Source organism: Phenylobacterium sp., assembly GCF_030693625.1.
Classification (GTDB): Bacteria; Pseudomonadota; Alphaproteobacteria; order Caulobacterales; family Caulobacteraceae; genus Phenylobacterium; species Phenylobacterium ferrooxidans.
This window is the reverse complement of the sequence record NZ_JAUYAF010000020.1, coordinates 35933-48599: the sequence shown is the minus strand read 5'-3', so window position 1 is coordinate 48599 and position 12667 is coordinate 35933. Positions and strand designations below refer to the sequence as shown.

The 12667-nt window shown below is 69.0% G+C and carries 12 protein-coding genes; 4 read left to right on the top strand and 8 right to left on the bottom strand.

Annotated elements, in window-relative coordinates; all coding sequences use genetic code 11:
• Positions 1-105: 105 nt before the first annotated feature.
• The 3 genes from Q8N10_RS04025 to Q8N10_RS04015 are packed head-to-tail and all read right to left on the bottom strand — an operon-like array spanning position 106 to position 1732.
• A complete protein-coding gene (locus Q8N10_RS04025; protein WP_304775999.1) occupies positions 106-876 on the bottom strand; it encodes a GIN domain-containing protein in 771 nt (256 codons plus the stop codon).
• A gap of 11 nt (positions 877-887) precedes the next feature.
• A complete protein-coding gene (locus Q8N10_RS04020; RefSeq protein ID WP_304776001.1) occupies positions 888-1454 on the bottom strand; it encodes a DUF1700 domain-containing protein in 567 nt (188 codons plus the stop codon).
• Positions 1451-1732: a PadR family transcriptional regulator gene (locus tag Q8N10_RS04015; protein WP_304776141.1), complete on the bottom strand. Its 282-nt coding sequence runs from the start codon at positions 1730-1732 to the stop codon at positions 1451-1453. The genes Q8N10_RS04020 and Q8N10_RS04015 overlap by 4 nt, the downstream gene beginning before the upstream one ends.
• A gap of 264 nt (positions 1733-1996) precedes the next feature.
• On the opposite strand from Q8N10_RS04015, the gene Q8N10_RS04010 reads away from it, so the two are divergent.
• Positions 1997-4690: a PAS domain S-box protein gene (locus tag Q8N10_RS04010; RefSeq protein ID WP_304776003.1), complete on the top strand. Its 2694-nt coding sequence runs from the start codon at positions 1997-1999 to the stop codon at positions 4688-4690.
• Between the two features lie 107 nt (positions 4691-4797).
• Complete coding sequence (locus tag Q8N10_RS04005) at positions 4798-6465, top strand: MFS transporter (RefSeq protein WP_304776005.1); 1668 nt, start codon at positions 4798-4800, stop codon at positions 6463-6465.
• A gap of 6 nt (positions 6466-6471) precedes the next feature.
• Here the strand turns inward: Q8N10_RS04005 and Q8N10_RS04000 are convergent, their stop codons facing one another.
• The 5 genes from Q8N10_RS04000 to Q8N10_RS03980 form a co-directional block, all read right to left on the bottom strand.
• The gene (locus Q8N10_RS04000; RefSeq protein WP_304776007.1) at positions 6472-7479 is read right to left on the bottom strand and encodes a phosphotransferase; all 1008 of its coding nucleotides are present in this window, start codon (positions 7477-7479) and stop codon (positions 6472-6474) included.
• Positions 7480-7550: 71 nt separating this feature from the next.
• Complete coding sequence (gene modB / locus Q8N10_RS03995) at positions 7551-8246, bottom strand: molybdate ABC transporter permease subunit (RefSeq protein WP_304776009.1); 696 nt, start codon at positions 8244-8246, stop codon at positions 7551-7553.
• Entirely contained in the window at positions 8243-9133 is an 891-nt protein-coding gene (locus Q8N10_RS03990; RefSeq protein WP_304776012.1) for a bifunctional precorrin-2 dehydrogenase/sirohydrochlorin ferrochelatase, read from the bottom strand. The genes modB and Q8N10_RS03990 overlap by 4 nt, the downstream gene beginning before the upstream one ends.
• Positions 9133-9450: a hypothetical protein gene (locus Q8N10_RS03985; protein WP_304776014.1), complete on the bottom strand. Its 318-nt coding sequence runs from the start codon at positions 9448-9450 to the stop codon at positions 9133-9135. The genes Q8N10_RS03990 and Q8N10_RS03985 overlap by 1 nt, the downstream gene beginning before the upstream one ends.
• Positions 9447-9803, bottom strand: a complete 357-nt coding sequence (locus tag Q8N10_RS03980) for a cytochrome c family protein (protein WP_304776016.1) — start codon at positions 9801-9803, stop codon at positions 9447-9449. The genes Q8N10_RS03985 and Q8N10_RS03980 overlap by 4 nt, the downstream gene beginning before the upstream one ends.
• A gap of 129 nt (positions 9804-9932) precedes the next feature.
• Between Q8N10_RS03980 and Q8N10_RS03975 the strand changes: the two genes are divergently transcribed.
• Positions 9933-10439, top strand: a complete 507-nt coding sequence (locus Q8N10_RS03975) for a (2Fe-2S)-binding protein (RefSeq protein WP_304776018.1) — start codon at positions 9933-9935, stop codon at positions 10437-10439.
• Between the two features lie 8 nt (positions 10440-10447).
• Complete coding sequence (locus tag Q8N10_RS03970) at positions 10448-12634, top strand: xanthine dehydrogenase family protein molybdopterin-binding subunit (RefSeq protein ID WP_304776020.1); 2187 nt, start codon at positions 10448-10450, stop codon at positions 12632-12634.
• Positions 12635-12667: the final 33 nt, after the last annotated feature.

Below are 12667 nucleotides of genomic sequence, written 5' to 3'. Positions count from 1 at the left end.
GGGCGGGACCACAAGAAAGAGCCCAGGGCGGGGGAGCGCCCTGGGCCAGTCAGGCCGGTTGTCTTTTTGGGGAAGAACCGTCGGCCGCTCCGCTTGCGCGGATTTCTAGGATTCCAGCTCGTGCACCTCGCCTGAGCCGGAGATGTTCTTTTCCAGCTTCACGGGGCGGGTCTTCAGATCGACCTCCCCCGAGCCTGAGATGTCCAGCCTCGCGCTGGTGCGGGGCGCCACCGTGGCTTCGGCCGCGCCCGAGATGTCCACCTCCACGGTCTCGGCGTCGAGGCCGCCAAGATCAGCCTCGCCGGCGCCGGTCATGTTGAGGGTCAGGGCCTTGGTCTTGCCCTGGCCCGTGACCTTGGCCATGCCGGTGGTGCTGATCTCCAGGCTGTCCTGGTCATAGGCCTCGATATTGAGGCGATCGACGCCCTTCAGCTCGAAGCGGGTGACCTTGGGGGCGGTCATGACGACTTTCAGACGCGCGCCTGTGTGACTGACGCGGTCACTGAGCCGGCCGGCCGCAAGGGTCAGGGTGTCGAGGGAGCGCTTGGGTCCGGTGACCGTCAGCTTGCCGGGGCCTTCGCCGCCTTGGGTGAAGGTGACCTCGGCGGGCACGTCCAGGATCAGGGCGGTCCCCCCGTCCCAGGCCAGCTCCCGGGTGACGGACGCCCATTCGGGATCGTCCTTGTGGTGGTTGCGCCAACTGCCGTGGCGCTTGCCGTGTTCATCCCAGCCGATGTCCCAGTCACGGTCCGACCAGCTCCAGCGGTCCCAGCCCTGGGCGGCGATGTCGCGGCCGCCGAGGGCCACGGCGCCGCCCAGGGTGACGATGCAGGTGAGAAAGCCCACCACGGCGATGATGACGAGAAGGCGGATCATGTCAGGGGCCTTCAGGCTTGAGGTTCAATGGCCGGCTTCAGCAGCCGGTAGTGGAGACGCCCGTACCAGACGAGCAGGTTCACGAAGCCGACGGTGACCAGGCAGAGCACGGCGCCCAGGGACACTGAGCCCGCCATCAGGCCGATGCCCGCCAGCATGGCCGCGGCCACCCCGCCCGGCGGGTCCAGGAACGGACCGGCGGCGAAGACAAAGCCGCCCGAGCCGAATACCGCGATCACCGCGACGAACAGCCCCAGCAGGGTCCCGGCGATGGAGAGCACGATGGGCAGCAGGATCAGCAGGTCGATGGCGCCCAGTCCCAGCACCGCGAAGACCGCGGAGGCGGCGGCCGACGGGTTGCGCTCGGACTCCCAGCGCTTCAGGCCCGCCTCGGCGCGCAGCTCGCGAGCCAGGCGGCCAGGGTCGCCCAGGGCGGCGGCGACCTCGGCCTCGGTGCGGCCGGCGGCCTCGCCCTCGGCGAAGTGCGCCTCATAGTCGGCGGCGATGTCGGTGATGGCATGGGCGGGCAGGCCAGCCAGGCCCTCCCGCAGCCGGGCAAGGAACGCCTGGCGGGTCATTGGGCGTCTCCCAGGATGGCGTTGACGGCCTTGGAGAACGAGACCCAGGCCTGCTTCTGGCTGATGAAGTTGGTCTTCCCGGCCTCGGTCAGCCGATAATATTTGCGCGGCGGACCCGAGGAAGACTCCACCAGATAGGTGTCCACCAGCCCATCGGCCTGCATCCGCCGCATCAGCGGATAGATGGTGCCTTCCCCCATATCGATCCCTTCGGCCAACCGGCTGGCGATCTCGTAGGCGTAGTTGTCGCCCCGGGAGAGGAGCGCGAGCACGCACATCTCGAGCACCCCCTTCTTCAGTTGAACTTCCACGGCTTCCACGCGGCCTGCCTCCAAAACCTTCGATCGAACATCGCAAGGTACTGCTTCATACAAGGTAGTGTGCATCGCATGATAGTGAAATTTTGGTACGGCCCGCGGCTCGGCGCCCTCCACGGCCCCCGGTTGAAATAGCTTCAACCTTCGCGATCAAACGGCGTTCTTCGAACGTTGCGTTTACGCTTCCCGCCTAAGAGTCGGCCTCGAACGCGGGGGACGATTTCTATGCCGGCAGAGCGTGCGGACAACACGCCGACGGAGCACGGCCTGATGATCCAGTGGCTGTTCACCAACAGCCAGGAGTTGTTGCTCGTCATCGGTCCTGACGCCCGATTCAAATTGGTGAACCCGGCCTGGACGGCGACGACCGGCTGGGCCAGCGACGAGATTCTCGGCAAGTCCGCCGCCGACTTCATTCATCCCGACGACCTGGAGGCCTTTGGCGAGTTCGCCGAACAGCTGATCGAGACCCGCACTGGCCAGAACGTCGCCCGCATGCGGATGAAGGACGGCTCCTACCGCTGGTTCGAGGGTCGTAGCCAGCTGACCGACGACGGGCAAATCATCGGAACCCTGCGCGACGCCACCCAGGACCGGGAGCGCCAGGCCGAGGTGGAGGATGCCCGCCGCACGCGCCTGCTGCTCTCGGAGAGCGCGGGCGTCGGCACCTGGTCCTTCGAGCCGGCCGGCGAGCGCCTCGACTGGTCCGACGATATCCTTGCCATCACCGGCTACAGCCGCGACGAAATGGGGAGCGCCGAGGCCTTCCGCGAAATCCTGCATCCCGACGAGGCCCAGGCCGTCCGGTCCGCCTTCAACCGCGGCATCCTGGAGGGTATCCCCCAGACGCTTGAACACCGGATGCGCAACAAGGACGGCCGCTGGTCGACCTGGCGCGCCACCTTCCATTGTGAGCCCCGACGAGGGGGCGCCTTCGCGCTCAAGGGGATGTCGCAGGACATCACCGAGATGATCGCCGCCCGCGACGCGGCCGTGGCCGCCGAGCGGCAAATCCGTCAGCTGATTGAGAACGCCCCCTTCGCGGTGGCCATGTTCGACCGCGACCTGCGCTACCTGATGATCTCGAGCCGCTGGCGTCACGCCTTCAGCCTGGGCCACCGCGACCATGTGGGGCTCAGGCTGGAGGACGTCTTCCCCACCATTCCCAAGAAGTTTCTGGCCGCCCAGCGGCGGGCCCTGAAGGGCGAGGTGATCTCCAGCAAGGAGGACCGCTTCACCGACAGCCAGGGCGGCAAGCACTGGGTGCGCTGGGAGGCGCGGCCCTGGCTGGACGCCGCCGGCGAGATCGGCGGCATGCTGGCCTATGTGGACGACATCTCGGCGGTGGCCAGCGCCCGGCGCGAGGCCCAGACCAACGCCCGGCGCCTGAAGGTGGCGCTCAGCGCCGCCGACGCCGGGGTCTATGAGATCGACCACGTCAACAAGACCTTCTGGGCCAGCCCGGAGTTCAAGAAGCTGATCGGCCGCTCCTCACGCAGCTATGGAGACGCCCTGAAGCTGAACTTCCCCAAGTTCCATGCGGACGACATGGCCGGCGTGCGCCAGGCCTTCCTCGACATCAACGCCGACCGCCGCAAGTCGGGCGAGGCCTTCGAGGCCCGCATCATGACGCCCTCCGGCGAGGCTCGCTGGATGCGGGTGTTCCACCACCTCAAGCGCGACTCCAAGGGCCGCTGGCTGAAAGGTGTCGGCCTCGTCCACGACTTCGACCAGCGCAAGCGCCAGGAGCTGGCCCTCATCGAGGCCCAGCAGGCCGCCCAGGCCGGCGCCGAGGCCAAGGCCGCCTTCCTGGCCAATATGAGCCACGAGATCCGCACGCCGATGAACGGGGTGATGGGGGTCCTGCACCTGCTGAAGACCGAGAGCCTGAGCCAGGACGGCCGGGCCATGCTGGAGGAGGCGCTCTCCTGCGGCCAGATGCTGGCCGAGCTCCTCAACGACGTGATCGACTTCTCCAAGATCGAGGCCGGCGCCCTGACCCTGGCCGAGGAGTCCGTCGATCCCGCCGCCCTGATCCAGGGGGTCACCCGCCTGCTGCGACCGCAGGCCGAAGCCAAGGGGCTGGAGCTGAAGCTCGAGGGCCTGGCCGATCTCGACTGGGTCCGCACCGACCCGGTTCGGCTGCGCCAGGCCCTGTTCAACCTGGTGGGCAATGCGGTGAAGTTCACCCTGGAAGGGTCGATCACCATCCGGGCCGCCCTGCACAACACGAGCGCCGGCCGGGTGCTGCGCCTTGAGGTCGCCGACACCGGTGTCGGTATTCCCGCCGACGCCCAGGGCCGCATCTTCCAGCGCTTCGACCAGGGCGACGCGTCCACCACCCGCAAGTTCGGTGGCTCGGGCCTGGGCCTGGCCATCACCCAGAAGCTGGCGGAGATGATGGGCGGCGCGGTGGGCTTCACCTCGGTTGAGGACAAGGGTTCGGTCTTCTGGCTGGAGGTTTCCGCTCCCAGGGCCGAGCCGGTCGTCGCCATCGCCGACACCGGCGAACCGGTGCTGGAGGGCCTGCGCATCCTGGTGGTGGAGGACAATTCCACCAACCGCATAATCGCCACCAAGCTGCTGGAAAATCTCGGCGCCAGCGTCGAGACCGCCGCCGACGGCCTGCTGGGGGTCAAGGCCGCGGCGCGGGGCGGGTTCGACCTGATCCTGATGGACGTCCAGATGCCCGGCATCGACGGCCTGGAGGCCTGCCGCCGCATCCGCGCCCTGGGCGGTCCCGTGGCCCAGACCCCCATCGTAGCCCTGACCGCCAACGTCCTGTCCCACCAGCACCAGTCCTACCTGGAAGCCGGAATGGACGGCGTCGTGGGCAAGCCGATCTCCCCCACCGCCCTGCTGACCGAGATCGCCCGCCTGAGCGCGCCCGCCGACTTCGCCGAAGAGGCCGTGGCCTAGCCAATCCCCACCTCTCCACCTGTGGAAGAGGAGAAGCGCGCCCGCCCTTCCAACGCCGCACAAGCCAATGCTAGACCTTGGTCACAAAGAGCTCGGGGGAGAGACGTATGGCGGCAGTTGAAGAGGCCAAGGCGCCGAAGGAAGCTTCGTTGCGCACCGTGGTGGGCGCCTCGGCCGCCGGGACCACCTTCGAATGGTACGACTTCTTCGTTTTCGGCAGCCTGACCCAGGTCATCTCCAAGACCTTCTTCTCCGGTCTCCCTGAGACCGCCGGCTATATCGCCGCGCTCGCCCTGTTCGGCGCGGGCTTCGCCTTCCGGCCGCTCGGCGCCCTGGTGTTCGGCCGCATCGGCGACCGGGTGGGACGCAAGGGCGCCTTCCTGTTCACCGTGGTGCTGATGGGCGGCGCCACCGTGGCCATCGGCCTCCTGCCCACCTACGCCCAGGTCGGGATCATCGCGCCGGCCCTGCTCGTGCTGATGCGCATCCTGCAGGGCTTCGCGCTCGGCGGAGAATACGGCGGCGCGGCCATCTATGTGGCCGAGCACGCGCCCCCCGGCGCCCGGGGCCGCTCCACCAGTTGGGTGCAGACCTCCGCCGCCTTCGGCCTGTTCGGCGCCTTGCTGGTGATCCTGGCGACCCGGGTCGTGGTGGGCCGCTACTTCGGGCCCGAGGCCTTCGACGCCTGGGGCTGGCGCATTCCGTTCCTGTTCTCGGCGGGCCTGCTGGTCATCTCGATCTTCATGCGCCTGAAGCTGTCGGAGAGCCCGGCCTTCGCCAAGATGAAAGAGGAAGGCGAGATCGCCAAGGCGCCCTTCACCGAGGCCTTCGGCACCTGGAAGAACCTGAAGATCGTGCTCCTGGCCCTGGTGGCCATCATGTTCGCCCAGGGCGCCGTCTGGTACACGGCCTTCTTCTACACCCAGACCTTCCTGGACAAGTTCCTCAAGGTCCCGGCCGAGACCATCAACATGCTGATGATGGCCGCCACCGCGGTCAGCGCCATCTTCTACGTCCTCTTCGGCTGGCTGTCGGACAAGGTGGGCCGCAAGCCGGTGATGCTGTTTGGCATGACCCTGATGCTGGCCGCCTACTTCCCCGGCTTCCACATGCTGGCCAAGACCGCCAACCCGGCGCTCGCCGAGGCGGAGGCCCGCACCCCCATCGTCGTGGTGGCCGACCCGGCCGAGTGCTCGCTGCAGTTCGATCCTGTGGGCAAGGCGGCCTTCACCTCCTCCTGCGATATCGCCAAGGGCACGCTGGCCAACGCCGGGGTCTCCTACAAGAACCAGCAGGGCGCGCCGGGCGCCAAGGCCCAGGTGAAGATCGGCGCGGCCGTCGTCGAGTCAGACTCCATCGCCGGCCTTTCCAAGGACGACGCCAAGGCCGCGAAGGCCGCTATCGAGGGCCGCATCAAGGGCGGGCTGAAGGCCGCCGGCTATCCTGAGAAGGCCGATCCGGCGCGGATGAACCTGCCCGGCGTGTTCGGCGTGCTGATGGTGTTCGTGATCGCCGCCACGGCCCTGTTCGGACCCATCGCCGCGACCCTGGTGGAGCTGTTCCCCACCCGCATCCGCTACACCGCCATGTCCCTGCCCTACCATATCGGCACCGGCTGGGTCGGCGGCTTCGTGCCCTTCACCGCCTTCGCCATCGTGGCGGCGGTGGGTGATATCTATTCCGGCCTCTGGTACCCCTTCGCCTTCACGGCGATCTCGGTGGTCACCTGCCTGCTGTTCCTGCCCGAGACCAACAAGCGGTCCCTGCACGACTAGGGCCCGTCAGGCGGTCAGCATGCTGACCGCCTGATCGAAGGCGTCGGTCTTCATCCCCGCCAGGGCCTGGGCGAGCCGCGCCCTGCCATAGGCGACCTGACCTTCCCAGCCCTCCAGGACGAAGGTCCCGGCGCCGATGCCCTGGTGGATTTCCGCCAGCGACGGCCCCTCCAGGCCGCCCGCCGCCCGTTCGCCTGGACGCAGCCGCGCCACGGCGGTCAGCATGATCAGGCCGTAGAACAGGTGGTTGACCTGCCGCATCACCAGATGCCGCGCCCGCTGGCGGGGGTCAGGCGCCTGGCCGAAATAGGTCGCCAGCAGCAGGTCTTCCTCGCCGACGTCATGGGTGATGAAGTTGGCCAGGGTCGCCAGGTCCACGTGACGGTCGGCGAGGAACGCGCTCTCCCAGTCGATGAACCACAGCCTGCGCCCGTCATAGAGGATGTTGCGCGGGTTCAGGTCGTTGTGGCTGGAGACCAGGTCGGCCGGGTCGGTGCGGTAGGCCGCGCGAACCCGGCCGTATCGCTCCAGCAGATCCGCGGTCGCCGCCTTGGCCAGCAGGCCGGTGGCCAGGAACCCTGACCAGACCTCGTCCATGCCCTGCATGTAGTCCACGAGAGGCGGGAAGGCCTGTGTCTGGTGGAGGGCGCGGACGCCTTGGGCGGCCTCGACAATCAGGTCCCTACGGGTCCCGGCATAGTCGACGGCCCAGGACTGCTCGGAGATGAACTCCATGATCACCACACCGTCGGTGGCGTCGGCATAGCGGACGCGGGGCGCCAGACAGGCCTGGGCCGCGATGGCCATGCACGGATGCCAGCGATGGGGATCCTGAAAGCCGTCGCGCTGGGTCTCGACCCGCAGCAGATAGGCGATGCCCCCGACGCGGATCCGATAGGTCAGGGCGCCGGAGAGACCGCCAGCGACGGGGGCGAGGCTGTCCATCTCCGTCGTGCCGAACGCCGCCTGGAGGGCGCGGTCAACGGCGGGGCGATAGGCTTGCGGCAGGGACATTGGGACGGCTCCGGTGAAGCGCCGCCTTTTACCCGGATATAATCCTTAGTCAATATTACCCGGATAAATACCTAGGGCGCGCCCCGGGACGTCCGGGTGGCCAGCCGCCCCACCAGGTCGGACACCAACACCGCACCGATGGCGATGGCGGCGGCCACCAGGCACAGCATGCCAGCGCGGGCCTCGTCGCCCGGCGACTGAGTGGCGCCGTAGATCGCGGCGGGGAGGGTAAGAGTCTCCCCCGGAATGGCGGCCACGAAGGTGATGGTGGCCCCGAATTCCCCCAGCGCCTTGGCGAACCCCAGGATCGCGCCCGCCGCCACGCCGGGCAGGGCCAGGGGCAGGGTGATGCGGAAGAACCGCACGAGGGGCGGGGCGCCCAGGGTCCGGGCCACCTCGTCGACCTCCTTGTCCAGGGCCTCGATGGCCAGCCGCATGGGTCGCACCATCAGCGGGAAGGCCATGATCCCCGCCGCCAGGGCCGCGCCCGTCCAGTCGAAGGCGAAGACGACGCCCGCCTTCTCCAGGGCTTCTCCGATCGGACCGCTCCGGCCGAACAGCAGCAACAGGCCATAGCCGGTCGCCACCGGCGGCAGGACCAGCGGCAGGGTCACCAGGACATCCAGCAGGACCCGCACCCCGAACCTGCCGCGCGCCTGGGCCAGGGCGGTGGCGAGCGCCAGGGGCAGGCCGAAGGCGGTGGCGGCGAGGGCCACCTTCAGGGACAGGGTGATCGCGGCCCAGTCGTCGGGGGACAGGCCCGTCACGTCGCCGACGCCAGGACCTCGACCGTCACACCGGCGGCGGCCAGGGCCCGGGCTTCCTCCGCGGGCGGGGCCAGAACCACCACCCGCACCACGCGGCGGCCGGACTGGGCCAGCTCGATCATCGCCTGGGGCGTCGCCTCAAGGGGCGTCAGCCGCTCGGCGTCGCGCCGCGCCATCGCCAGGATGTCGGGGTCGGCGGCGTCGTCGGCGGCGATCACGTCGGCGGCGGCCAGGGCTCGGCTGGCGCGGAGGGTCAGAAGATCGGCAGGCCCGCGCCCGGCCACGAACTGCACCTTACCGGCCGCCTTGGGGCCCTTGGCGATGGCGTCGCGGAACAGGCTCTGGGCCTTCTCCATGTCGCCGCCCTGGGCGGCTTGCGCCACCGCGCCCGACAGGGTCTCGCGCAGGAAGGCCCGCCGGGCGTGCAATTCGGGGAACTTGGCGCGGACGTCATCCTGGAATTTGCGGAACAGGGCCGCGACCCGGCCCGTACCCTCCGGCACCCGCTGCTCGATGTCGTTGCGCAGCATGGTCGCCAGCATGGGCGACGCGCCGCCCGTGCCGATGGCCGCCACCACCTCGCCCCGGTCGATGACGGCCGGCGTGGTGAAGTCGCAGAGCTCGGGCCGGTCGGTGACATTGACCAGGACCCGGGCGGCTCGCGCCGCCGCGGCCGCGCCCTTGGCGAAAGCCTCGTCCTCGCCGTCGATGAAGACCAGCAGGGCGCCGGAATAGCTGCCGGTCAGGAAGGCGTCGGCCCCCTCCACCCGCACCAGGGTCGCCGGCGACGAAGCCAGCAGCCGCAGCTTGTTCTCCGCGGCCTCGCCCGACCCCGCCACAACGATCTTGCGGCCGGCCAGGGGGAAATAGGCGGGGAAGGCGTCCACTAGCCGGTTCTGCAGTTCCGGTAGGGACCGGCCGGGGCGCCGTCCAGATCCGCCGATGCTCCCTTGGTGGTAAGAGTCATGCCGCCGGCCGCGAAGATGGGATCGCCCCTCTTCTTCTTCACCTGCCGCAGGGTCGTCGTCTGGCCGCCAGCGGTCACCCGCACGATCCGCCCATCCAGGGCATAGGACGCCACGAAGCGCTTCCCGGCGCCGCAAGCATAGGTCATGGGCGCGTCGGTGGCGTCTTCAGGGGCGACGGTGGCGCAGCCGGCCAGGGCCAGGCCTGCAGCGAGCGCGATCCACGGCGCGGCTCTCATTTCAGCCCCTTCATATAGGCCACCACCGCGGCGCGGTCAGCGGGCCCGGCGAGGCCTGTGGGCATCCGGGTGCCCGGCGCGAACTTGGTGGGGGCGGCGAGATAGGCGTCCAGATTGGCGTCGGTCCAGACGGCCGGAGCCTTGGCCGTCAGGCCGGTCGAATACCTGTAGTCGGCCAGGCTCGCGATCTTGCGGCCCGCCACCCCGGCCAGGCTGGGGCCCATCGGCGTGCTCTTGGCGCCGTGGCAGGTCTTGCACTGAAGCTGAAAGACCTTGGCCCCGTCGGCGGCCAGGGCAGGCGAAACCGTCAGCAGGCTGGTGACGGCGAGAACGGCGAGAACACGGCGTGTCATGAGACCTCCGGAGAGCTTGTCGCCCTACCTAGCGCGTCGCGGGCGGCCCCGCCATGACGGCGACATTTACCGCAGCGACTAAACGACGTTAAGATGCAGCTTGCATCTCATTCGGGGAGGGACAGACCCATGGCCATGACACTGGACGTGAACGGCAAGCCGTTGGCGGTGAAGGCGGCCCCTGACACGCCCCTGCTGTGGGTGCTGCGGGATGAACTTGGCCTCATCGGCTCAAAGTTCGGCTGCGGGGTGGCCCAGTGCGGCGCCTGCACGGTGCTGGCCGACGGCCAGCCGATCCGCTCCTGCGTCATGCCCATCGAGGGCCTGGCCGGCATGAAGATCACCACCATCGAGAGCCTGGGCGGAAACAGCCCCCTTCAGCAGGCCTGGGTGAAGCATGACGTGCCGCAGTGCGGCTACTGCCAGTCGGGTCAGATCATGAGCGCCACGGCCCTGTTGGCCGCCAAGCCCAACCCCACCGACGCCGACATCGACGCGGCCATGGACGGCAACATCTGCCGCTGCGGCACCTATCAGCGGATCCGCGCGGCCATCAAGGACGCCGCGGGCATGGCGGCCGCCGCCCCGGTCCCCGTCACCCCCGTCGCGGCCCCCGCCGCCCCGGCCAAGATCTAGGAGCGGACATGAACAGGATCCTCTCCCCCCGCGAAACCCAAGGCGCCACCCGGCGCGACCTGGTGGTCGGCGCGACCCTGGTGGGCGGCGCCCTTCTGGTGGGCTGCTCCCCCGGTGACCTGCTCAGCGTCGGCGCCAAGGAGGACTTCGGCGCCTTCGGCCCCTTCATCAAGATCGGCGCTGACGGCGCGGTGACGGTGATCTCCAAGCACATCGAATTCGGCCAGGGCAACCATGCGGGCCTGGCCGCCATCGTCGCCGAGGAGCTGGACGCCGACTGGACCAAGGTCAAGGTCGAGCAGGCGCCCGCCATCGCCAAGGTCTACGCCAACACTGGCATGGGCGTGCAGGGCACCGGCGGCTCCTCGGCCATTTCCAACTCCTGGACCCAGCTGCGCCAGGCCGGCGCCGGCGCCAAGGCCATGTTCATCGAGGCCGCCGCCAATAAGTGGAACGCGCCTGTCGGCGAGATCACCGTCAAGGACAGCGTCGTCAGCCACGCCAAGAGCGGCAAGTCGGCGACCTTCGCCCAGCTGCTGCCCGAGGCCGGCAAGATCGCCCCGCCCAAGGCCCCGGTGCTGAAGGATCCCAAGACCTTCACCCTGATCGGGACCGACCGGGTGCGTCGCAAGGACTCCCAGGCCAAGAGCGACGGCACCGCCCGCTTCACCCAGGACGTCCAGCTTCCCGACATGCTCGTCGCCATGGTCGCCCACGCCCCGCGCTACGGCGCCAAGGTGGGCAGCTTCGACGCCGCCGAGGCCAGGAAGGTCCCGGGCGTGGTGGAGGTCTACCAGATCCCCACCGGCGTCGCCGTGGTGGCGCAGAACACCTGGGCCGCCCGCAAGGGCCGCGAGGCCCTGAAGGTGACCTGGGACGAGACCGGCGCCGAGAAGGCCAGCTCCGAGACCATGGCCGCGAACTACCGTCAGTGGGCGGCCGGCAAGGGAACGCTGCCGGAAAAGACCGAGTGGCAGGCCTTCGAGACCAAGGGTGACGCCGCCAAGAAGGTCCAGGGCACGATCTTCGAGACCACCTACGATTTCCCGTTCCTGGCCCACGCGGCCCTGGAGCCGATGAACTGCGTGGCCCAGGTCGGCGCCGGCAAGGCCAAGCTGACCTTCGGCTCGCAGATCCCGACGGTGGACCAGCTCAACACCGCCAAGATCGTCGGCATGCTGCCGGGCGCCGTGGAGATCGAGACCCTGTTCGCGGGCGGCTCCTTCGGGCGCCGAGCCAACTTCCAATCGGACTATGTCGCCGAGTGCGTCGAGATCGCCAAGAAGGTCGGCAAGATGCGGCCTGTGAAGCTGGTCTGGACCCGCGAGGACGACACAGCGGCGGGCTACTTCCGCCCGCTCACCCATCACGCCGTGAAGATCACCGTCGACAAGGAGGGCTACCCGGTCGCCTGGCGCCACCGCGTGGTCACCCAGACCCTGATGAAGGGTTCGCCCATGCCCACCAAGGGCGTTGACGAAACCACCGTCGAGGGAACCAAGGGCTCGCCCTATCTCAAGGCCACCCCGGTGGTGGACGCCCAGGTGCTGATGCCTGACGTCAACATTCCGGTGCTCTGGTGGCGCTCGGTGGGGGCCACCCACACCGCCTTTGTCATGGAGCACACCATCGACCAGCTGGCCCGCAAGGCCGGCAAGGACCCGGTGGCCTATCGCCGGACCCTCTATGAAAAGGCCGGGGCGACCCGTCACCTGGCGGTGCTGAACCTCGTCGCCGAGAAGGCCGGCTGGGACAAGCCGGCCACCGCCGGCTGGTCGCGCGGCGTCGCGGTGCACGAGAGCTTCGGCACTGTGGTGGCCCAGGTGGCCGAGGTGCAGCTGGTGGACGGGCAGCCCAAGGTCGGCCGCGTCGTCACCGCCGTGGACTGCGGAACGGCCATCTCGCCTGACCAGATCGCCGCCCAGATGGAAGGCGGCATCTGCTACGGCCTGTCGGCGGCGCTCTACGGCAAGATCACCCTGAAGGACGGGGTGGTGGAGCAGACCAACTTCGACACCTACCGGGTGCTGCGCAACTCCGAGGCCCCGACGGTGGAGACCCACATCCTCCCCTCCGGCAACGCCCCCTCAGGCACCGGGGAACCCGGCACCCCGGTGATCGCGCCGGCCGTCGCCAACGCCCTCCTGGCCCTGAACGGCCAGGCCACCACCAGCCTGCCCTTCGTGAAGGCCTAGGCGCGACTCGCCGGGATGACGGACATCCATTTC